The organism is Alkalibacterium sp. AK22 (assembly GCF_000585255.1).
Taxonomy (GTDB): domain Bacteria; phylum Bacillota; class Bacilli; order Lactobacillales; family Carnobacteriaceae_A; genus Alkalibacterium.
Window position 1 is genome coordinate 12,841 of sequence record NZ_JANL01000033.1, and the last position, 22,519, is coordinate 35,359.

A 22,519-nucleotide genomic window follows, 5' to 3' on the forward strand; every position below is an offset into this window, starting at 1 on the left:
TCATTTGTTAAAAAAGAGAATGAAAAGAGCCAAAATGTGGTATAATGTTTCACAATGTAAGCGGTTTATTGACACAAAGTTTACTAGTGGTAGTATCTAAATATGCAAAGGAGAAAATTATATGGAACTTGTAACTATTAGGCTAAAAGAATACCTTAATGAGGCAACCACAACAGAAGAAGCCATAATTGGTTTTATATTAAATAATAATGAAAGCGTTTCTAAGATGACCATATACAAGCTTGCAGAAGCTACGTACACTTCTCCTTCATCAATTATCCGATTATGTAAGAAATGTGGTTTTAATGGGTACAAAGATTTTATGAAGGCTTTTGTGTACGAGTCAGCGGTAAGAAATAATTACAAAGCCAAAGTAATCAACGATGTAACCAAAACAGATAGTGTTAGCGAAATAGTGCATAAGGTTAGTCACAAAAATATTCTTTCTTTAGAAGAGACTAGTGATTTACAAGATGCAAGTATTTTAGCTAAAGCGACTGAAAAAATCATAGCTTGCCAAAAACTCATTTTTTTTGGGATAGGAGCATCATTGATTGTAGCGAAAGACGCACAACTGAAATTCATACGAATCAATAAAATGGCATACGTGAGTGAGGACTGGCATACACAATTACTCATGGCAAAGAACATGAACAAAAAAGATGTAGGTGTTTTCATTTCTTATTCTGGTCAGACAGAAGAAATGCTTACATGCATAAAAGAGGCTAAAAATTCAGGTGCTCAGCTTATATCGATTACTAAATATGCAGAGTCTCCGATTGCTAATTTTGCTGATATTAACCTTTATGTAGCCTCTAATGAGTATGGATTCAGGAGCGCAGCTATGTCTTCAAGAATAGCTCAATTAAACCTGATTGATATTTTATATACTGCGTATTTGAATAAGCAATATGAACAATCCATTGAGATACTAGAAAAAACTCAAATTAAAAAGGGGAACTACGATGATGGTTAATTTATCTAATATAGTGACAGAAAAACAAAACGAGCGTACGCTTAATCTTGATTCTATGAGTTATTTAGAAGCTTTAAAAATAATGAATGAAGAAGACCAAAAAGTACCTCTAATTGTTAAGGAGGTGATACCAGATATTGAAAAAGCGGTTAAACTAGTAGTTGAAGCTTTTAATAATGATGGACGTTTAATATACGCAGGAGCAGGAACTAGTGGAAGATTAGGTGTTTTAGATGCAGCAGAGTGTCCACCCACTTTCGGAACTTCTAAGCATATGGTGAGAGGCGTCATTGCAGGTGGGAAAGAGGCAGTCACTAATGCAATAGAGGGCGCAGAAGACAGTGAATTAATGGGTATTAAAGATCTTAAGGATATTAGTTTAAAATCTAAAGATATCGTTATTGGGCTAGCGGCAAGTGGAAGAACGCCTTATGTAAAAGGTTGTTTAAAATATGCGAATGAAATTGGTGCAGCTACTGTAGCAATTAGTTGTAACAAAAATAGTGAAATCGGCTTATTAAGTGATGTGCCAATTGAAGTATCATTAGGTCCAGAAATTTTAACTGGGTCAACTAGATTAAAAGCTGGCACTGCACAAAAACTTATACTTAACATGATTTCTACTGTATCAATGATTGGTATAGGAAAAGTCTATGGAAATTTAATGGTAGATGTCCAGCCCACAAATGAAAAACTTAGAGAGCGTGCAATACAGATTGTTCAATCGAGTACAGGAATCACTAGAAGTATGGCGCAAAGTATCTTACAAAGTAGTAATTATGATGTGAAAATAGCAATCATATGTATATTACTTGATATTGATCAGTCTACAGCTATTAATGAGCTTAATGCTTCAAAAAATCATGTGAGAAAAGCAATTGAAAATTATAAAAATAAGGAGGAAGTAAAATGAAAGTTTTGATGGTATGTTCAGGTGGGATGTCCAGTGCGATTGTTGTTAAATCGCTGAAGCAAGAAGCAGAGAGACAAGGTGTAGATTTAGATATCAAGGCAGTAGGTACGGGTGAATTTGAAGAGGAAGTAAAAAACAACTACGATTATGCTTTAGTTGCACCACAGGTAAAACACAGATTTAAGGACTACCAAGTATCTGCGGATGCAGTAGGAGTTCCATGCGAACTTATACCGCCAAGAGGTTATACACCTCTAGGAGCACCTAGTTTGATCAAACAAATTCAAGCAGGAGTAAAATAAAGAAGGGATTGGGTAAACATGATTGAAAAGTTCTTAGTATGGTTAGAAGAAAAATTCATGCCTCCTATGGCAAGACTAGCCGAACAGAGACATTTAAAAGCTGTTCGTGATGGTGTTATTTCAACGTTGCCCCTCATCATTGTCGGGTCATTCTTTATTATCTTGGCACAACCTCCTGTTGAAGCTCTGCAAGAATTAGTTGCACCTTATGTCGGAGATATCATGATTCCATTTAGAATGACGGTGGGATTGATGAGTGTCTATGCTGCCTATGGAATGGGTTATAGTTTGGCTCGGTCCTATAAACTCGATGGAGTGTCCGGTGGAGTTCTTTCCCTAGCCACGTTCCTGATGATGAATGTTCCACTAAACGTTGATGGAGTACTAAATGAGGCGATGGAAGCTGGAATTGAAGGAGCAGATCCTATTGGTTTCGTATTACCGATGGGGAATCTCGGTGGAGCGGGAATGTTTACAGCGATTTTATCTATGATTGTTGCAGTAGAAATTATGAGGTTTATGACAGTTAGAAACTTTACATTGACCATGCCAGAGCAAGTGCCTGATTCAGTGGCGCGCTCATTTGAAGCTTTATTTCCAGCTACAGTAGTTATTGTGTTTGCATGGATTGTACGAGTTATGCTTGGTTTTGATATCAATGAATTAATGATGTCGATATTCTCTCCTCTTATTGAGATTTCTGGGAATAATTACTTCGGTGTCATGCTACCTGTTCTTTTGGTGACAGTTCTATGGGCAGCTGGTATTCATGGAATGTCTGTTATTGGGTCCGTTATGCGCCCGGCATGGTTAGTAATGCTTGATGCAAATATTGAAGCGGTTGCGGATGGCGGAGCTATGACGTTTGGTGAAGGCGGATTACCGTATATAGCACCAGAACCATTTTATCAGTGGTACGTTTGGGTAGGTGGAGCTGGAGCAACTCTCGCATTAGCTATTTTACTAGTGTTTTCCAAATCGGCTTACTTAAAGCAAGTTGGTAAGTTCAGTATTATTCCAGGATTGTTTAATATTAATGAGCCGATGATTTTCGGTGCGCCAATTGTTATGAACCCTATTTTGGCTATTCCGTTTATCTTAGCACCAGTCGTCACTACAACTATTTCTTATTTTGCAGTGTACTTCGGACTGGTTAGTGGCTTGACTATAATGGCTCCGTGGACACTACCAGCACCGATTGGTGCGTGGATGGCTTCAGGAGGAAGCTTCGCTGCTTTACTATTAGTATTAATCAACATTGCTGTTGCTTTAGGAATCTACTACCCTTTCTTCAAAGTTTACGAGAAGAAAATGATTGAAGAAGAAAATGCTGAAATACAAGAAAAACAGAAGAAACAAGCAACAAGAGAAACAGTAACAGCATAACACGAAACAAGAGGTTGAATCTTTCAGCCTCTTATTTCGTAATTATTCATAGAAGGAGAGATCGATGATGAACATTGAACAAATGATTTTTGAAATTATTGCTAGTGCAGGTGATGCACGAGATTTAACGTATCAGGCATTAGATAATGTTAATGAGGGGAAAATTGAAGAGGCATATGAACTGATTGAACAAGCTGAAAAAACCATGAATGCTGCACATAACGCTCAAACAAAATTGATCCAAAGTGAAGTTCAAGGAAAAAAAATTGATGGTGGGTTACTGATGATTCATGCTCAAGATCATATGATGACAGCTATTGCAGAAAATCAGATGGTTAAAAGAATGTTGCCGATTTTCGAAAAGCTTTTGAAGTAAAGGAGTACTAATAATGGCTTATTTAATATTTGCAATAGCATTACTAGTGGTTTTTATCAGTGGAATTTGGGTAGTGAAAAAATTCAGAATAAAATATCAGCCAAATCGCTGGCTTGCTGGATTCCTGGGACCATTTATCATTATAGTTCCTTTAATAACAGCTCCATCTCTACCTTCTGTTGTCTGGGCCATGCTTATCGTACTGTTTATATGGACAAATATTTACTTTTTTGAGGTATCTCGAGAAATGCTTGAAACTGGAAAAACAAAAACAGGGTTCGGTAGACGAACTTTATAACGTTTAATTAAGTGAGGACGATTTAAGTGGATTATTACATTGGCGTAGATGCAGGAGGAACGAAAACAACTGCAATCGCATATGATTCAAATGAGAACAAATTTAACGAAGTCAAAAAAGGACCGGGCAATGTGAGTGTGAACTGGTCTATGGCATTAAAAAATATAGAGAACAGTATTCATGAAGTGAAAAAAGACCAGTCAAAAAACAACTTAAAAGGTATTTCTGTAGGGATTGCGGGCCTAATTCCTAGTAAAAAAGAGGAGATTACTTCTTATTTAGAGCAACTTTTTAGTGTCCCGGTAGAAGTTGATACGGATTACAAGTTAGCATTTGACAGTACCTTTAAATCAGGAAATGGAATATTGCTTGTAGCTGGTACGGGAGTCGTTTTATATGGTTGCAGCAATAATGAGACAGCCAAAATTGGGGGTTGGGGACATCTTCTAGGTGATGAAGGCAGCGGATACGATATAGTTATTCGAACAATTAAGCAAGCAATTGAAGTCTATGAGGAAGAGAATCGTCATGTATCAATCATTGAGAAGATACTGACCAAAATTGATGGGTCAACTATGGAAGACATAAAACTGTATATATACTCTCACGAAAAAAGTGATATTGCACAGTTTGCCCCTCTCATCATCCAGTCAGCTGAAAAAGGTGATAAATTTTCAGTTACAATCTTAGAGGATATTGTGACCGTTTTACACGGTAAATTGATACTGATGAAAGATAAACTAAAAACAGATCATAAAATTGATGTATCTGTAATGGGTGGAATCTTAAGTCAGAAATCTTATGTATTAACATTGCTTCTAGATAGACTGAAAGAAGATACACGTTTTACTTTCATAGAGCCTAAAGAACCAAATGCAGCTGTAGTCAAGTTATATAAAGACACACTTACTCAACAGAATCATGCTGATACCCTCGCTGTAGGCTTAATGTCAGGAACTTCATTAGATGGTATTGATGCAGTATTATGTAGAGTTATTGGACAAAATGAAGATACGGAGATAGAAGTTGTGGATTTTCAGACTTATCAGTATAGTGCTGATGTCTTGAAAAAGGTCGAAAAAGTAGTCTCGGGTGAACAGCTGTTATTATCTAACTTATCAGAATTAAACGTTGATTTAGGCTATGAGTATGCAGAAGCTGTAAAGAATATCTGTGAGAAAAATAATATCAGCGCAAGTAGTCTAGGTTATGTCGCATCCCATGGTCAGACTGTTTATCACGATGCAGAAGTAAGAACGAATAAGAGACGTTCTACTATGCAAATTGGTGAACCTTCTATAATTGCTTACGAAACAGGTGCCAAGGTTATTTCTAATTTCAGGTCTAAAGATATGGCGGCTCACGGTGAAGGAGCACCTCTTGTTCCAAAGAGTGAAAGCATATTGTATAGAGATGGACAAGATAATATCTTGTTAAATATTGGGGGAATCAGCAACTTAACTTATCTACCACGAAGCACTGAAGAACCAATTTTTGGCTTTGATACAGGCCCAGGCAATATGATGATTAATGAAGCTGTAAGCCACTTCTATTCTATTGACTACGATAATAATGGAGATATAGCAAGTATAGGCAAGCTCATCCCATCCTTGTTAGACGAGCTAATGAGCCACTGGTTTATTGAAAAGTCGACACCTAAATCAACGGGGCGAGATGAGTTCGGCAAAGAATATACTTTAGTACTGATTGAAAAGTATAAAGAGTATAAACAAGAAGATTTTATTTATACATTGACATACTTTACCGCTCAGTCAATTGTAAAGCATATTAAAGATATTATAAAACAAGGTCACCAAGTGGATAATTTAATTGTAGGCGGTGGCGGAACACATAACGATACGCTTATGAAGGCCATTGCGGATTTATTAGCGGACACGAGAGTGAAAGTAAAAACTCAAGAAGATTTAGGGTTTTCTTCAGATGCCAAAGAGGCGATTGCGTTTGTCATACTTGGAAACCAGACAGTTAATCAGCTGCCGGGAAATGTTCCAAGTGTTACAGGTGCGAAACAAGAAGTGATTTTAGGATCAATAACGTATCCTAATTAACAAAGAAGGAGATTTTGTATGAAAAGGTTAGGCATTTCAATATATCCGGAACACACGAGTTTTGAAGATAATATTGAATACATGAACAAAGCAAGTCAGTATGGATTCAAAAGAATCTTTACCTGTCTGTTATCGGTTGAAAAGAGCAAAGAAGAAATTTTAAAAGAATTTAAAGATATTATTGAGCACGGGAATTCTCTGGGAATGGAAACAATTTTGGATGTCAGTCCTCGGGTATTTGATCAGCTGGATATTTCTTATAAGGATTTATCATTTTTTAATGAGACGGGAGCCAGTGGGATTCGCTTGGACATGAGTTATTCAGGCAATGAAGAATCGATGATGACCTTTAATCCATTTGATTTAAAGATTGAAATCAATATGAGTACAGGGGCCAAGTACATTGATAACGTCATGAAGTATAAGCCTAACATGAATAATATTATAGGCAGCCATAATTTCTACCCACATCGTTATTCCGGTTTGTCTAATGAACACTTTACGAGGACATCCCAGCAATTTAGAGATTTAGGGATTAAAACGGCCGCATTTGTTAACTCTCAGGCTGCTGCAATTGGTCCATGGCCGGTGAGTGAAGGACTATGTACCCTTGAAGAACACCGAACACTACCGATTGATGTGCAAGCTAAACACTTATTTGCTACAGGACTGATTGATGATGTTATCATTGCAAATGCATTTGCATCCGATGAAGAGCTAGAGTTGTTGTCTAAGCTCAATCCGGAACTACTTAAACTTAAAGTGCAATTAGATAATGACATTCCCGATTTAGAAAGAAAAATAGCTTTGGAAGAATTCCATTTTAATAGAGGAGACGTTTCTGACTACTTGATTCGATCAACTCAGAGTCGTGTGAAGTATAAAGGACATGACTTTAAAGTGTTTAATCCCGAGCCAATAAAACGGGGAGATATTATAGTAGAAAGCAGTCTATATGCACATTATGCTGGAGAGTTACAAATTGCTCTCAAAGATATGGAGAATTCAGGCAAGACCAATATCATTGGTCGCGTAGATAAAAATGAACTGTTTCTGCTCGATTTTATTGAGCCTTGGCAGAAATTTATTTTGTATGAAGGATAATTGACAATAATGATGTTGAAGCTGCCCATATTGTTAAAGTATCTTTGATTCAGATTGAATACAGAGTTAAAGATAAGAATTCCTTCTAAGACAGGTAATTACCGCAATTTTAATGAAACAAAAAACACATTTTTATTGTTTATAAGCTGATATAGAGAAGAACATAAAACACTATTATTTATAAAAGTAGGAGTCGTTTGTATCAAACCAATGGCTCCTGCTTTTTTTCTCCATGGACAAATACACTACTCGTCTTGAGATTTTTCAGAGGCTCTTCTTATCCCTATAGGTTTCATGTAAAATAAACCTATTGAAACTTCCAGCAGTGTGAGCGACCGCTTCTTTCGTCTTTCTATACGGGCAGACAGTAAGACCTCTGAAACGGGCATGACAGTCGGACAGCAGGGTTTTAACGGAAGTCTCAAGTCCCCAAAATACTGTGTTACAAGGAGATCTTATGAATCCATTATTCAAATTTGTTCTGAGGCTGATGTCTTCGCCAAAAATAGACATTCAGGAAGACTATCAGACGATGCGGCGCATGCAGCGGCTGTTTTCAAAAAATCCCAAGCCGACTTACCGATTTCTTGATGAGAAAATTTATGACACAGTCAGTGGACAGGAAATCCCAGCGCGGATTTTTTATCCAAAGAAAAAACGTCATTCCGAGCCGGTGCTTTATGTGCATGGAGGCGGCTGGGTGATCGGGGACATCGAATCCTATACACGGACCTGCATCAATTTAGCCGATAGTCTGGGGCGTATTGTCTACTCGGTGGATTACCGTCTGGCTCCGGAAAACCCTTATCCAGCCGGATTGAATGACTGCCTGAGGGTGGCTGAAGTGCTGATGACCAAGCTGGATGACCAAAAAGAACCGGAATGGATTTTTATGGGGGATTCAGCTGGGGCCAATCTGGTAGCCGTGCTGTCTCTCTTACTGAAGGAAAAAGGGCGCCGACTGCCAATCAAGCAGGTCCTGATTTATCCGGTAACATACTGGGATCACACGGAAGCCTCACCTTATCCATCGATCCGATCCAACGGCTATGATTACGGTCTGACGATCAAAAAAATACAGGAGTATATGGAGTTGTACGCACCGGACGAGAGTATTCGGAAAAGCTATACGATTTCACCACTGATGGCCGAGGACCTTTCAAATCAGCCGGCGACTTTAATTTTGACGGCTGAATATGATCCGCTCAGAGATGAAGGCGAAGCATACGGGCAGGCACTGAGACGAGCCGGCAATGGAGTCAAAATCCACCGGATATCAAACAGCGTCCACGGCTTTATTACCTATCCGAAGTTTACGGATCCTGTCGAGGAAGCTGTTGATGTCATGAAAGGGTTCTTGAGTGAGCCGTGAATAAGGAGCGAAGTGGGTTGATGCACGAGCTTTAAGGATAAGGAGTGGATGAAATGGAAAAGAAGCGCTGGATCAGACTGGATAATGCGTCCAATATTTTTCTGGCTGCCAGAAACGAAGTCGATACGAAAGTTTTCCGGTTTTCTGCCCATTTGACAGAAGCCGTGGACCCGGCTTCTTTGCAAAAAGCACTGGTCAAGACTTATGAAGCTTATCCGCTGTTTCAGAACGTCCTGAGACGCGGGGTGTTCTGGTACTACTTGGAGCAGACGGATCAGATTCCCTACATACAGACGGAAACGTCACCGCCCTGTAGAGCGATTTATCACTATGACCGCAAGGAACTGCTGTTTCGAGTCATCTACAGTCAGAACCGCATCCATATCGAAGTCTTTCATGCACTGACGGATGGTACGGGGGCCATGTGGTTTTTTGAAGACCTGATCACTGAATATACCCGTTTGAGGCATCCGGAAGCTTTTGACAGGGAGGCTAAAACCAGTCCGAGGGAAAAGCAGGATCTGGAAGACAGCTTTAACCGGTATTTTAAAAAGAAAAAGAAGAGAAGAGACTGGATCCCGTCGCGCAAGCCTTTTGAAGAGGCGTATGAACAAGCAGACGATATCGATAAAAACCTTCAGCCTTATGAAGAGCAGCCAAAACAGAAGCGGGTGCATCGGGTCAAAGGCACAAAAACTCCGGATCAGCGGCCAAGAATCATTGAAATGACGGCGCCGGTCAAGGAGGTGCTGAAGCTGGCCAAGAGTCAGCAGGTCTCACTCACCCTTTATCTGACAGCCATTTTCATGATTGCCGTTTATGAAGGTATCGAAGACAAGCAAGAGGAGGAGACGGTAACGGTGTCGATTCCGGTCAACTTGAGGCAGTTTTATCCGTCCTTTTCTGCCCGGAACTTCTTCTCGACCACGCTGATGGCTTATACCTTTAAAAAAGACCAGCCAGCCGATATTCAGGATATTTGCCAGGTTATCGACCAGCAGCTGAAAAAAGAGCTTCAGCCGGAAGCAATCGAGCGTCGTCTGAAGCGGTTCATCGGCTTTGAGTTTCACCCGGCTGTTCGGGTCGTTTTCCGTCCAGTCAAAGATCTGGTGCTGAAAATGGTCAGCCTGCACACAAACCGCAAAATAACGGTGGCTATGTCCAATCTGGGACGTCTGGCTTTACCTGAACAAGTGGAACCTTATGTGACCAACATCAATTTCTATACGGCCGTTGTTCGCCCGCAGTTCTGTGTGAACAGCTACAGGGATACGCTCAATATCCTCTTCACCAGTCCCTTTGTGGAAATGGATATCCAGAGGCGTTTCATCCGGCATCTGACTCAGGCCGGTGTGCCAGTACAAGTCGATGTCAATAAGGTAACGAAGGAGGAGTTCGAACAATGAAATACTGTTCTGCCTGCCGAGTCGACGTCCGCGACAACTGGTCGGTCTGTCCTTTGTGCGGCCGCCAGCTTACCCTAAAACCATCTCCAGACAGTGCGGGAGCGACTGGAATGCCCGGAAGTACCGCTTCTGGAAAAGAGAAGATAAAGGAGCACACGGCTTTCCCTGAAATCGGCCTACGCTTTCAGCGTAAAAAAGTGAAGCAGCTGCTGACCGTTGTTTCTCTGTTTGCTATTCTGCTCTACTTTGTCAGTCAGTCGATTTGGCGCTTCCGCTTCTTTGGCCTGGAGTTTGTGCTTTTCGGTCTGATGGTCACTTGGATCATGGCCGTAGTGCTGATCCGAAAAAGGCGTAATATTGTCAAAGGGATCGTATACGTCCTGGTGATTTTCTCCCTACTTAGCCTGTACTTTGACTATATATTTGGATGGCTGGGCTGGTCCTTGACCTTTGCGATCCCTATCCTCTGTATAGCGGCATTACTGGCCATGTTCGTCATGATACAGGTCGTCCGGCTGCAGGCAGGGGATTATATCCTTTACCTTCAGCTGGCAGCGCTGATGGGCCTGCTGCCGCTGCTCTTTATCTTAATGGACTGGGTCGTCATCGACCTGCCGAGCTGGTTTTCCGTTTTGTTCAGTTTCCTTATGTTCTGGTCGGTCCTGCTTCGGCATAAAAAAGCCATATGGGAAGAGCTGACCAAGCGTATGCACGTGTAAATTTAATCAAAGTTAGGATGTTTTAAATGAAAGATATACATGTAGTGGGTGCCATCATCATTGAAAATGGTAAGATCCTCTGTGCTCAACGAGGCAGTGAAAAATCCCTACCTGACCTCTGGGAGTTTCCTGGCGGGAAAATCGAGGAAGGGGAGTCTTCTCAGGAAGCGTTGCTGAGAGAAATTAAAGAAGAGCTGCTGATTGAGGTGGAAGCTGAGTCAGAATATTTTGATCTGACCAGCTACCGTTACGATTTCGGGACCGTTCATCTGACGACCTATCTCTGCATACTGAAAAAAGGGCGTCCGCGTCTGACTGAGCATAAGCAGGTCAAATGGCTGAAGCCGGATGAACTGCATACACTCACATGGGCACCAGCAGATGTGCCTGCGGTAGATAAACTGAGAAATAAAGGGGATGATTTAGGATGGAAAACCAGCTGGCTCAGTCGCTAAAAAAAGCATTTATAAATCAGAAAATAGTGGGCTCTCATTATGATCCAAAACTGATTGTGAATGATCAAAAAAAGAAAGAGTTCATGCTGAACGTTCTGCATGACGAACTCAAGCACTGCAGTCACTTCTTCTTCTCTGTTGCGTTTCTGACCCAGGACGGTCTGGCTGCACTGAAAGCACAGCTGGCAGATCTGAACAGGCAGGGTGTACAGGGGAAAATATTGACCTCTGTTTATCTGGCGTTCAACCAGCCAGCTGTGTTTAAAGATCTACTGAAAATTCCTAACATCGAGGTGCGCTTGTCTCAAAAGCAGGGCTTCCACTCAAAAGGATATCTTTTCAAGCAACGAGATTATTATTCCTTTATTATCGGCAGTTCTAATTTGACGCTGTCTGCGCTCAAGGTTAATTACGAGTGGAATGTCCGCCTGACTTCTCATGATCATGGACAGCTGCTTCAAGATATAAAGGACCACATGCAGCAAGAATGGCAGGAAGCAGAACTTCTAACACCCAAGTGGATTGAAGATTATGAGGCCAGCTACCGACCCTCGACTCAATGGGTTCTCGAAGAAAAGCTAGAGGGTAACGTGGCCGGCGATACTTCCTCGGCTGAATACATTAAACCGAATCTCATGCAGAAAGAAGCACTCATTAGTTTGGCTAATCTTCGTTTGAGGGGTGAGCAAAAAGGTATGGTAGTGTCTGCTACTGGAACGGGTAAGACTTACCTTTCAGCCTTTGATGTGGCTCAGGCAAAACCTGAACGGGTCCTGTTTGTTGTACATAGAGAGCAGATTTTAAATAAGGCAATGGCTGACTTTAAAAACATACTAGGTGGTGAGGCTAAAGACTATGGAATCCTATCTGGAACGTCCAGGCAGACGGCTGCCCGCTATGTCTTTGCCACTATACAGACCATCTCCAAAGAGCATACACTGAAAGCTTTTGCTGAAGATCATTTCGATTATATTCTGATTGATGAAGTACATAGGGCTGGAGCGCAGTCTTATGAAAAAGTTATTGATTACTTTGAACCGACATTTATGCTGGGTATGACTGCAACACCTGAACGTACAGATCATTTTAATATTTTTAAGCTTTTCGATTATAATGTGGCTTATGAAATACGTTTGCAGGAAGCATTAGAAGCTGATTTATTGTGTCCCTTTCATTATTTTGGTGTGACTGATTTTGAAAAAGACGGTGAGTTAATTTCTGAAGAAACCGATATTAATCAACTGGTCGAAGAAGACCGAGTCCGGTACCTGATCGAGAAGCTCGATTATTATGGTTGCTCAAATAATGTTCCTAAAGGGCTGGTCTTCTGTAGCCGTAAGGAAGAAGCCAAAAAGCTGTCGAGCTTGTTTAACAAAGAAGGTTACTGGAGTACTTATCTTTCTGGCGAAGACTCTCTATCCGTTAGGGAGAGAGAGGTAGAAAGGCTTGAGAAAGGTGAAATTCAGTACATCTTTACTGTAGACATCTTTAACGAAGGGATTGATATTCCTAAAATCAATCAAGTAGTCATGTTGAGGAATACGCAGTCAAGTATTATATTTATCCAGCAGCTTGGACGAGGCCTGCGTAAGGATAAGTCTAAGGACTATGTGACCGTGATTGACTTTATCGGAAATTACAGGAATAACTATATGATCCCTATGGCATTATCCGGAGACGTTTCAAGGAATAAAAATCAACTTAGAAAAGATACCTATGACACAGACTTTATTTCAGGTGTTTCAACCATCAATTTTGAAGAAATTGCAAGAAAGCAGATTTTTGAATCAATAAATAATGTTAATTTGTCCGGAATGAAAGAGCTCAAAAAAGCATTTGACCTTTTGAGAAACCGTTTAGGCCGGATTCCCTATTTACAGGACTTCCAGATCAATCAGACGATTGATCCGTATATTTTAGCGAATAAAAAAGGAAGCTATCATGATTTTTTAGTATCAATGAAGGTGAATGAGGGTAGCTTGAATCACATAGGATCAATTTATTTGAAGATTGCTTCAAGTGAATTTTTATCCGGGATGCGGCGACATGAACTAATCCTCTTGAAACAATTTTTGTCTCAGCCGAAGCGGATCTATACAGTGGATGAAGTTGAACAGCTTTTTGATAACCAAGGTCTGCTGTCTGATAGGCATACTCTTGAATCGGTATTCAATACGCTGGATCTCTCTTTCTTTACAGGATCAGAAGCAAAAGTGTACAAACAAAAAGCCTTCATTGAAAAGGGAGTACACTCCGTTTACCTGACGGATGAGTTTAAGCAACAGCTAAAAGATCCTTACTTCAATAAATTACTTACTGATGTAGTTGAAACTGGGCTACTGAAAGCCGACGCCTTTAATGCAGATACTCCCCTGACCCGGTACCAAAAATATAAACGGAAAGACGTTTTACGTCTGCTGAATTGGGAAAAACAATTAAATGCTCAAATTGTCAGTGGCTACCGTGCAGAAAAAGGCAAATTTATCATATTTATCACTCTCGAAAAGGGTGAGGACTTTGCCGGTGCGCAGATGGCCTATGAAGATGAATTGCTTGATCCCTCGACCTTGAAGTGGTTTACACGTGCTCCAAGAACACTGAAGTCTCCAGAGGTCAAGAAGCTTCAGAATTATGCGGAATGGGATATTTACGTTTTTGCTAAGAAATCAGATGATGAAGGAGTAGATTTTTATTATCTGGGCGAAGTGATTCCGAAACTGGATACGATTAAAGAAGTACACAAGCCGGTACAGGATGGGACAGAAAAATCAGTAGTCGAGATGCAGCTGACTTTCGAAACGCCCATCGAAAAAAGTTTGTATCATTATCTCACAGCCGAAGAATGACCAGCAGATCTTTAGACCCCGTTCCCGATAAAGGAGCGGGGTCTTTTCAAGTATTCAATGATAAAACAGCAATCATGATGGCAATTAATTGGAAAAAACCAGGAAACCTTTTAGAATAAAAGTATCTATTACTATACTGTCAAGTGAGGTGAATAATATGCATATTCTATTTTATATACTGGGGCTGTCTGTGACCCTGCTGGGGGTCGTGGACCTCATCTGGACTACTCTTTGGGTAGACGGCGGAGCAGGGCCTGTTTCTAAACGTACGGCCCGCTGGACTTGGACAGCAGTTAAGAGAATCAGTGGGGATAAAGACGGTCTGTTCAATATTGTAGGCCCCCTTATTTTGATATTCACGATCCTCAGCTGGGTTTTACTGATTTGGCTGGGTTCGGCACTTTTTTTTGCGGGAGACCCAGACTCTATTATCCAGACCACTTTTGAAGGACCGGTTCGCTGGTACGAGCGCCTTTACTTTACCGGTTTCACGCTTTTTACACTCGGTGTGGGGGACTATTCGCCCCGTCCCGGCTTTTGGCAGATTGTGACAGCTGTGAACTCGGGCATGGGCATTCTGCTTTTAACGCTGGGGGCATCTTACGTCATATCTGTAATCGGAGCGGTCGTGAACAAGCGGGCACTGGCCCGAACGATATCGGGCCTGGGAAACAGCAGTACTGAAATTATTAAACGGGCCTGGAATGGAGAAAATTTCTATCAGCTGGATCAGATTTTGATGAGTATTTCTTCTCAAATTACACAGTTAACGCAGCAGCACCAGGCGTACCCCTTACTGCATTATTACCACTGCCACCAGCCAGCAGATTCCTCGGCTGTCAGCATTTCTATCCTTGACGATGTCCTGACTTTGATGCTTTCGGGAATGGAGGGCAGTGATAAAATCAATAAAGCGCTGGTGTATGAAGCCAGGTCGAGCATCGGGACATACCTGGAGACGATGACATCTGCTTTTATCAAGGAAGCCGATGAGACGCCTCCGCCGCCGGTGATTGCCGAGCTGGAAGGGAAAGAGCTGCCACTGGTAACGGATGATGTGTTTTTTGAACGTATAGAAAACATCAGTAAGCGCAGGCGTCAGTTGCTGGGCGCGGTGCATGCGGATAATCACTCCTGGCCCAGGCAGGATAGGCAAAACAGCTGAGCAGCAAATAATTGAAAACAGGCCTGCCGGCGAGAAGCATACTGCCGGCAGGCCTGTTTCATCTATAAAAGGAATTTAGACTGCCAGTGGATAGCGGGAGTCTTTCATGTGAAGGTTCAGGAAATGCTTGACGCGGTTCTGATACATGACTTTGTCAGCAACGTAAGCATAGCCGTGTTTGGCACCGACGGCAATGTACAGCTCCTTGGGTGAAGCAGCCGAATGATACAGCTCGTAAGCCATATGTGTGGGGACAAAGTCATCTTCGTCCCCATGAATAAAGAGCATAGGCGTGGTAGCTTTTTTGACCTGCTCTTCGGGACTGGCTTCTCCGAACCAGTAGCCGGCCTTGACTTTCGTAATCAAACTGGTCATGGGAATGAAAGGGTACTGAGGCAGCTTGTACATTGTTTTTAACTGATGGGCCATTTCCTTTGAGACAGAGCTGTAGCCACAGTCTTCGATAATGGCTTTCACATTTGATGGCAGTGTTTCTCCGCTGACATTCATGACCGTAGCTGCGCCCATGCTCAAGCCGTACAAAATGACTTCAACATCCTGGCCGAACTTTTCGATTATCTGATCAATCCATTTCAGATAATCCATGCGCTCATGCCAGCCGAAGCCGATATAGTCGCCTTCACTGTCGCCGTGACCGCGGGCATCTGGCAGGAGCAGGCTAAAGCCCAGATCATAGTAAAGCTTGGCCCATGGAGCCATATCCTTGTTGCTGCCGTTATAGCCGTGAGCAATGATCGCGACTTTTTGTGTTTCTTCTGCTTGCGGGATAAGCAAGCCGGCCAAGGTCAGGTTATCTGTTGAACGGATAGTTAAGGTTTTTTTCTCTACAGACTGATACCACTGTTTTTCTTCCGTCCATGGATCGTCAGCCACAATTTCTTCCATATCCATATCGGCAATAAAGTCTTTCTTGCTGATGGCGACGGCTGTCTTGTAAAAGTACGAGCCAGCATAAGCCAGTGCTGTTGCAGCAATACCAGCTGAGCCGAGCAGTCCCCATTTAAGTTTTCTGTTCATGATTGGTTTTCTTCCTTTCTTTCACTAATACGTGTCTGTATATTGTACCGCAGAAAGGTGAATAAAGTAAGAAAAGAACTTTTTTCACTAAAAGGTTGACAAAAGGATAGATCTATTGTTTAATATACCCCAGAGGGTATAAAAAACCTTTATAAAAAAGGAGGCACGCATATGTTTGGGTTATTTAACCGATCAAAATCGATTTCCACTAAAGAACTGGAAACAAAGCTGAATAGCCGGGTAGAACTGTTGGATGTACGAATGCCTGGAGAATACCGTGCCGGGCATATACCTGGAGCAAAAAATATACCGTTAAATAAAATTGAGCAGTACCAGGGCAAGACGAATGAACCTGTTCATGTGATTTGCCAATCTGGCATGCGTAGTCGGAAGGCAGCAAGTGTACTGAAAAAAAATGGCTACGACGTTGTGAACGTCCGTGGCGGCATGATGCAATGGAATGGAAAGACTAGAGGAGGAAGCAAGTAAAAATGGAAAAAGTGATTATTGTGGGAGGTGTTGCAGGGGGGATGTCCGCTGCGACCCGTTTAAGAAGATTAAAAGAAGAGGCTGAAATCATCATATTTGAAAAAGGACCTTATGTGTCTTTTGCCAACTGTGGGCTGCCTTATTATGTATCCGGTGAAATTGATCAGCGGGACAAGCTGCTGGTGCAGACACCTGAAGCGCTGCATGACCGATTCCGTCTGGATGTTAGACCAGAACATGAAGTGGTAGACATCGATTCAAAAAATAAGACTGTAACGGTCAGACACCAGGGTGAATATGTGACAGAAACGTATGATAAGCTGATTCTGTCACCAGGGGCACGAGCATTCATTCCACCAATCTCCGGACTGGAAGAGGCTGAAAGCGTCTATACGGTGAGAAACGTACCGGATCTGGACAAAATCATGCAGCGCATTGATGAAGTTGATCCGCAGCGTGCTGTCGTTGTCGGTGCCGGCTTTATCGGTATCGAAATGGCTGAAAACCTGAAGCATCGGGGAATCGCTGTAACGCTTATCGAAAAAGCACCGCATGTCTTACCGCCATTGGATGAAGAAATGGCTGCTTTTATTCAAAACGAACTGACCGATAAAGGGGTAGAGGTCATCACTTCACAATCTGCCGTGGCCTTTAAAGACAAGGGCCAGACCATCGTCCTTGAAGACGGCACAGAACTGTCGACTGATATGACCGTTATGTCTGTCGGTGTCCAGCCTGAAAGCAAGCTGGCCGAAGCAGCTGGAGTTGAACTGGGTCTGCGTGGCGGTATCTTGGTGGATGAATCTTATCAGACGAGTATCAAGGACATTTATGCTGTCGGAGATGCCATTGTGGTTAAAAACCAGATTACAGGAGAAGATGCACTTATTTCTCTGGCTTCGCCAGCCAACCGTCAAGGTCGGCAGGTTGCTGACAATATTGCAGGCGTCAAACGCGCCAACCAAGGGAGCATCGGCACGGCTATTGTACGGGCTTTCGAAATGACCGCTGCGTCTGCTGGCTTGAATGAGCGTCAGGTTACCATGGCCGGTCTGCCGGTAGCATCCGTGCATACCTTAGGGAAGGACCATGCCGGCTATTATCCTGGAGCAACAGATATCACATTGAAACTGGTCTTTGATCCGACCAGCGGGAAAATATACGGAGCCCAAGCGGTCGGTATCAAGGGAGTCGATAAGCGAATCGATATCATTGCAACAGCCATCAAGGGTGGGCTGACTGTTTATGATCTGCCGGAGCTGGAATTCACCTATGCGCCGCCATTCGGTTCAGCTAAAGATCCGGTCAACATGGCCGGATATGCGGCCTTGAACATTATGGAAGGCATGAGTGAGTCAATCCAGTGGCACGAACTGGACAGTGAACTGGAAAAAGGAGCGATTCTTTTAGATGTCCGTAATGCCTCCGAACTGGAAGCCGGACGCTTCCCTGATGCGTTGAATATTCCGCTTAATGACTTACGTGACCGCATGCATGAGCTGAATAAGGATCAAGCTTATATTATCAGCTGCCGAAGCGGTCAGAGAAGCTATATCGGTGAGCGTATCCTGAAACAGGCCGGCTTTGCCGTCAAAAATCTGGACGGTGCCTATGCCTTGTATAATACTGTAAAGCCGGAGGACTTAATTTATGTATAGATCAGTCAGTATCAATGAATTTGAGCAAAAACAAAAAAGAGAAGCCTTGAGCATCGTGGATGTCAGGGAAGCCGATGAATTTCAGGCTGGACATATACCTGGAGCCGAAAGTATGCCCTTGAGCCAGCTGGGACAAGCATATGATCAGCTGGAAAAAGGCAAGGAGCATTACGTAATCTGCCTGTCCGGTGGCCGTTCGTCCATGGCAAGTGACTTTTTGGGCAAACAGGGGTATGATATAGTTAATGTGATGGGCGGGATGTCCGCCTGGAGAGGAGACATCGAGTAAAATGGTACAATGCGACAAAAGTATTCTGAACCGTCTGAAACGGACGGAAGGCCAGCTAAGAGGTGTACAGAAAATGCTGGAAGAAGGCAAGGAATGTGAGGACGTTGTGACTCAGCTGTCAGCAGTCAGATCCAGCGTGGACCGTATTATGGGCGTGATTGTGGCTGAAAACCTGAAACAGTGTGTGGAAGATGCAGAAGCTGATCCTGAACAGCAGGCAGCGAGTATCCAGAAAGCTATTCAGCTGGTTATCAGAAAATAAAAGAGCAAAGCTCATGTAGGCGCGAAGCGCCGCATGGGTTTTTTTGCGCTGAATAAGGACAAGATTAGAGGCTCCATAATCGGATGTATCACAAGCCTTTCAGTCGTTTTCAAGACAGGATTCTGCTACTATACAGGAGAACTACAGAAGATAGGAAAGGGATAGAATCAAGATGAATATTCAACAAACTAATGGAATCAAACGGGGGCTGCTCTCACTGTCTGCCTTGCTTTTACTGGCAGCCTGTGTAGATGGCCAGTCAGATGAGTCAATAAACACAGAAGATACAGCTGGGCAAAACGATGATATGAGCGATGAGACAGTTGGAGAAGATCTATCAGCAAACACAGTTGAAGACGATGTGGCAAACGAGACTGAAGAAGAACCGGTAGATGGACAGAATAGAGAAAGTCAGACAGATAGCCCTGGAATCGAAGGCATGACTTTTTCGGTTGATTTAGATGAGGCGATCGCCCTGTTCTTTGAGACTTTCGGCAGCGAGGACATCAATATAAGCGAAATCCAGTTTACCCGTGATGATGGCCGTTATTTGTACGAATTTGAAGGTTGGGATGGTCAGTACGCATACGAGCTGGATATCGACGCTGAAACAGGAGCAATCGTCAAGCAAGAACAGGATGATGACGATGACACCGACGATACCTTAGAACTGGATGGCATCGTTACTCCTGAAGCAGCCATGGAAGCAGCCCTTGAAGCAGCCGGTTCCGGATATGTCGAGGACTGGGAGCTAGAAGTGGAAGGGGGTCGCACCGTCTTTGAGATCGATATTGAAGGGGGAGCGGACCAGAGAATCGATGCACAGACAGGTGAGGTAATGTAAAGTAAGGAAGCAAAAGGAAAGGTCCTGAGCTTCGGATCCGGATCTTTCTCAGAACTCGTTTAGGTCAGAGTGAAGACAGGTAAGGTGAAAGAAAAGCAAGGAGACTAATAATGAATAAAGAGTCAATTGTAGTCGATACAAAAGAAATGGTCAGGAAAAAGCTTCAAAATGAAGGGACAGGTCATGATTGGTATCATATCGAGCGTGTATGGAAGACGGCTTCCAGAATTGCCAAGGATGAACAGGCCAACAGTTACATCGTTGAACTGGCCGCTTTGTTGCATGATCTAATCGACGACAAGCTGGTATCTGATAAGCAGCAGGCAGTGCAGGAAGTGGAGTACTGGCTGGAGGGAGTGGGGGTTTCTGCCCGTGACAGCGAAAAAATCATGGATATTATCCAGTCAATCTCATTTAAAGGTGGAAATGGCCAAAAACTGACCGGCCTCGAAGCCCAGATTGTTCAGGATGCAGACCGATTAGATGCTATCGGTGCAATCGGGATCGCCCGCTGTTTTGCTTATGCCGGAAGCAAGGGTCATTTGCTTTTTGATCCTGAATTATCGGTAAGAGACGACATGTCTGAAGACGAGTACCGTAATGGACCGTCCAGTGCTATTCATCATTTCTATGAAAAGCTGCTTAAGCTGAAACATTTGATGCATACTCAAACGGCCCGGCAGATGGCAGAAGAAAGACATGCCTTTATGGAAGATTATCTGGTCCAGTTCTTTCAGGAATGGGAAAATTAAAAAGATTACAGTAAAAGAACCGGAAAAACTGTTTAAAAACAGCTTTTCCGGTTCTTTTCTAGTTGAATAAATTTCAAATTGAAGCACTGGACTTCACTGTCACAAGTAGCCTTCACGTATCCTGAATTACGCTTAACTGAAGCGGCTAAAGACAGCCTTTGACCGGCAAATATCACTATCAGCAAAAGCTGCACTAAAAATGAAACGTGTAAAAGGAAAAAGTTCAGCTTTTTCCTCCTTTTTTATTCCTAGCTTTTCTACCCCAGTTGAACTGCTTTTACTTGGACAACCCCAGCTTCAATATGGCACTGCAGGAAGCCTGGATACCCCAGTAAAATTCCTTGAGCCCCATGTTCTCATTGGGTGCATGATTATCTTCATCAACGTTGGCGTATGGGACGGTAATGGAGGGAATGGAAAGGATGTCGGTAAAGACATACATCGGTCCGGTACCACCTAAAGCCGGTAGGACTACTGGCGGGATATCATAGGCTGTTTCCACACTCTCAATCACTTCCTGTACGAGGGGGTCTTTCAGGGAGGTTTTGGATGGCTTGACCGCTCCTAGCTTTTCTACTGTCAGCTGGCAGCGGCTGTCAAAGGCTGCGACATGTTTTTCAATGGCATGGTAGATTGCTTCAGGATCCTGACCGGGAGCCATGCGCATATCCAGCTTGACTTTGGCTTTGGACGGAATAATCGTTTTGGTTCCTTGCCCTGTATAGCCGGTTTCAAAGCCAGCGATGGTAAACGTCGGTCGGAAGCACAGGTTAGTATAGTATTCTACACTAGTCATGGACAGTGCATGGACGCCAACGACAGTTGCTGTCTTGTCTGGGTAGAAAGGGAGCTGTTTCAAATGCTCTTCTTCTTCCCAAGTTGGCTGGAGCAGGCCATCGTAAAAACCGTCAATTAAAACGTGGCCGTCCTTTTCAACCATTGTGCGGATTAGTCGGATCAGTGCCATACCTGGATCGGGAGCGATATTGCCCTTGTTCCCGGAATGGTTGTCATGGGAGGCTCCGGTTGCTTGTACTTCAACATATAATAGGCCGCGATTGCCGAGAGTCACGCTCGGCTGATTGTCGCCTTCCATTGGACCGTCAGCTGTATAAGCCAAATCAGCTTGGAGCAGATCCTGGTGTTCTTCAACAAAAGAAGCCAGGTTAACACTGCCTTTTTCTTCCTCGCCTTCAAAGAGAAATTTGACGTTTACCGGGAGGGATCCGTTTTGTTCAAGCAGGGTTTTGACGGCCAGAACGTGTGCAATCAGCTGGCCTTTGTTGTCACCGGTACCCCTGCCGTAAATTTTTCCGTCACGAATCACTGGGTCAAAGGGGTCTGATTCCCATAATTCCATCGGATCAGGCGGCTGAACGTCATAATGTCCATAAAACAGGACGGTTCTGGTATTTTTGGGATTCATGACTTCACCGTAGACGACCGGGAGGCCCTTGGTTTCCATGATCTGGGCATCGATACCACTGTCAATCATGATTGATTTCAGGAGTTCTGCACATTCGCTGACCCCTATATTGAGTGTACTGATACTGGGCTGGCGCAGTAGGGTAAAGAGAGTATCGAGATGCTCTTCCTTTTTCTGGTCCAATATTTCCTTGGCTTGTTGGTAGTGTGTTTTCCAGATGGACATAAAATCTAACGCTCCTTTATTAAAATTAAATGAGATTTAAAACCTTTACCTCATAATATACACATGCAAAAGGGATGTCAAAAGGAAAAACTAGTTTGCGCGGCAACTCAGGGGAGACAGGCACTCAGTTGCGCCGCAAACGCCATTTG

Annotated in this window: 22 protein-coding genes; 20 read left to right on the plus strand and 2 right to left on the minus strand. The window is 43.0% G+C overall.

All coding sequences use genetic code 11. The features are described from left to right. The first annotated feature begins 121 nt into the window (after positions 1 to 121). From ADIAL_RS06885 to ADIAL_RS06950, 14 genes are all read left to right on the plus strand, one after another. A complete protein-coding gene (locus tag ADIAL_RS06885; protein ID WP_034301798.1) occupies positions 122 to 976 on the plus strand; it encodes a MurR/RpiR family transcriptional regulator in 855 nt (284 codons plus the stop codon). Beyond that, positions 969 to 1,889 carry an N-acetylmuramic acid 6-phosphate etherase gene (murQ, locus tag ADIAL_RS06890; protein ID WP_051503795.1) on the plus strand — a complete coding sequence of 307 codons (921 nt, stop codon included), beginning with the start codon at positions 969 to 971 and terminating at the stop codon, positions 1,887 to 1,889. Before ADIAL_RS06885 ends, murQ begins: the two co-directional genes overlap by 8 nt. Next, positions 1,886 to 2,191, plus strand: a complete 306-nt coding sequence (locus ADIAL_RS06895; RefSeq protein WP_034301804.1) for a PTS sugar transporter subunit IIB — start codon at positions 1,886 to 1,888, stop codon at positions 2,189 to 2,191. Before murQ ends, ADIAL_RS06895 begins: the two co-directional genes overlap by 4 nt. 21 nt (positions 2,192 to 2,212) lie before the next feature. After that, a complete protein-coding gene (locus ADIAL_RS06900) occupies positions 2,213 to 3,577 on the plus strand; it encodes a PTS sugar transporter subunit IIC (RefSeq protein WP_034301848.1) in 1,365 nt (454 codons plus the stop codon). Between the two features lie 64 nt (positions 3,578 to 3,641). Next, positions 3,642 to 3,953: a PTS lactose/cellobiose transporter subunit IIA gene (locus ADIAL_RS06905; protein WP_034301806.1), complete on the plus strand. Its 312-nt coding sequence runs from the start codon at positions 3,642 to 3,644 to the stop codon at positions 3,951 to 3,953. 13 nt (positions 3,954 to 3,966) lie between these two features. Next, a complete protein-coding gene (locus tag ADIAL_RS06910) occupies positions 3,967 to 4,251 on the plus strand; it encodes a hypothetical protein (RefSeq protein ID WP_034301808.1) in 285 nt (94 codons plus the stop codon). A gap of 26 nt (positions 4,252 to 4,277) precedes the next feature. Continuing rightward, positions 4,278 to 6,320 (plus strand): anhydro-N-acetylmuramic acid kinase AnmK, encoded by a 2,043-nt coding sequence (anmK, locus tag ADIAL_RS11550; protein ID WP_081757734.1) that lies wholly within the window; start codon positions 4,278 to 4,280, stop codon positions 6,318 to 6,320. Between the two features lie 18 nt (positions 6,321 to 6,338). Then, entirely contained in the window at positions 6,339 to 7,424 is a 1,086-nt protein-coding gene (locus ADIAL_RS06920; RefSeq protein ID WP_034301810.1) for a DUF871 domain-containing protein, read from the plus strand. Positions 7,425 to 7,881: 457 nt separating this feature from the next. Further along, positions 7,882 to 8,796, plus strand: a complete 915-nt coding sequence (locus ADIAL_RS06925) for an alpha/beta hydrolase (RefSeq protein ID WP_034301812.1) — start codon at positions 7,882 to 7,884, stop codon at positions 8,794 to 8,796. Positions 8,797 to 8,849: 53 nt separating this feature from the next. Beyond that, positions 8,850 to 10,202 (plus strand): phthiocerol/phthiodiolone dimycocerosyl transferase family protein, encoded by a 1,353-nt coding sequence (locus ADIAL_RS06930; protein ID WP_034301814.1) that lies wholly within the window; start codon positions 8,850 to 8,852, stop codon positions 10,200 to 10,202. Continuing rightward, positions 10,199 to 10,921, plus strand: coding sequence for a DUF6320 domain-containing protein (locus ADIAL_RS06935; RefSeq protein WP_034301816.1), 723 nt, complete (start codon positions 10,199 to 10,201; stop codon positions 10,919 to 10,921). The genes ADIAL_RS06930 and ADIAL_RS06935 overlap by 4 nt, the downstream gene beginning before the upstream one ends. Before the next feature lie 26 nt (positions 10,922 to 10,947). Then, entirely contained in the window at positions 10,948 to 11,376 is a 429-nt protein-coding gene (locus ADIAL_RS06940) for a (deoxy)nucleoside triphosphate pyrophosphohydrolase (protein ID WP_034301818.1), read from the plus strand. Beyond that, positions 11,349 to 14,222, plus strand: a complete 2,874-nt coding sequence (locus tag ADIAL_RS06945) for a DUF3427 domain-containing protein (protein WP_034301820.1) — start codon at positions 11,349 to 11,351, stop codon at positions 14,220 to 14,222. The genes ADIAL_RS06940 and ADIAL_RS06945 overlap by 28 nt, the downstream gene beginning before the upstream one ends. 157 nt (positions 14,223 to 14,379) lie before the next feature. After that, positions 14,380 to 15,387, plus strand: coding sequence for an ion channel (locus ADIAL_RS06950; RefSeq protein ID WP_034301822.1), 1,008 nt, complete (start codon positions 14,380 to 14,382; stop codon positions 15,385 to 15,387). A gap of 75 nt (positions 15,388 to 15,462) precedes the next feature. Here ADIAL_RS06950 and ADIAL_RS06955 read toward each other — a convergent pair whose 3' ends face one another. Beyond that, a complete protein-coding gene (locus ADIAL_RS06955; RefSeq protein WP_034301824.1) occupies positions 15,463 to 16,425 on the minus strand; it encodes an alpha/beta hydrolase in 963 nt (320 codons plus the stop codon). Positions 16,426 to 16,596: 171 nt separating this feature from the next. Here ADIAL_RS06955 and ADIAL_RS06960 point away from each other — a divergent pair, with 171 nt between their 5' ends. The 6 genes from ADIAL_RS06960 (at position 16,597) to ADIAL_RS06985 (ending at position 20,719) form a co-directional block, all read left to right on the plus strand. After that, a complete protein-coding gene (locus ADIAL_RS06960; RefSeq protein ID WP_034301826.1) occupies positions 16,597 to 16,914 on the plus strand; it encodes a rhodanese-like domain-containing protein in 318 nt (105 codons plus the stop codon). Positions 16,915 to 16,916: 2 nt separating this feature from the next. Beyond that, positions 16,917 to 18,572, plus strand: coding sequence for an FAD-dependent oxidoreductase (locus tag ADIAL_RS06965; protein WP_034301828.1), 1,656 nt, complete (start codon positions 16,917 to 16,919; stop codon positions 18,570 to 18,572). Then, entirely contained in the window at positions 18,565 to 18,861 is a 297-nt protein-coding gene (locus tag ADIAL_RS06970) for a rhodanese-like domain-containing protein (protein WP_034301830.1), read from the plus strand. Before ADIAL_RS06965 ends, ADIAL_RS06970 begins: the two co-directional genes overlap by 8 nt. Before the next feature lies 1 nt (position 18,862). Then, positions 18,863 to 19,123 (plus strand): metal-sensitive transcriptional regulator, encoded by a 261-nt coding sequence (locus ADIAL_RS06975; RefSeq protein WP_034301832.1) that lies wholly within the window; start codon positions 18,863 to 18,865, stop codon positions 19,121 to 19,123. Positions 19,124 to 19,295: 172 nt separating this feature from the next. After that, on the plus strand, positions 19,296 to 19,967 hold the full coding sequence (locus tag ADIAL_RS06980; RefSeq protein WP_034301834.1) for a PepSY domain-containing protein: 672 nt from the start codon (positions 19,296 to 19,298) through the stop codon (positions 19,965 to 19,967). Between the two features lie 110 nt (positions 19,968 to 20,077). Further along, positions 20,078 to 20,719: an HD domain-containing protein gene (locus tag ADIAL_RS06985; protein ID WP_034301836.1), complete on the plus strand. Its 642-nt coding sequence runs from the start codon at positions 20,078 to 20,080 to the stop codon at positions 20,717 to 20,719. Between the two features lie 277 nt (positions 20,720 to 20,996). On the opposite strand, the gene ADIAL_RS06990 is transcribed toward ADIAL_RS06985, so the two are convergent. Continuing rightward, positions 20,997 to 22,370, minus strand: a complete 1,374-nt coding sequence (locus ADIAL_RS06990; RefSeq protein WP_034301838.1) for a M20/M25/M40 family metallo-hydrolase — start codon at positions 22,368 to 22,370, stop codon at positions 20,997 to 20,999. Positions 22,371 to 22,519: the final 149 nt, after the last annotated feature.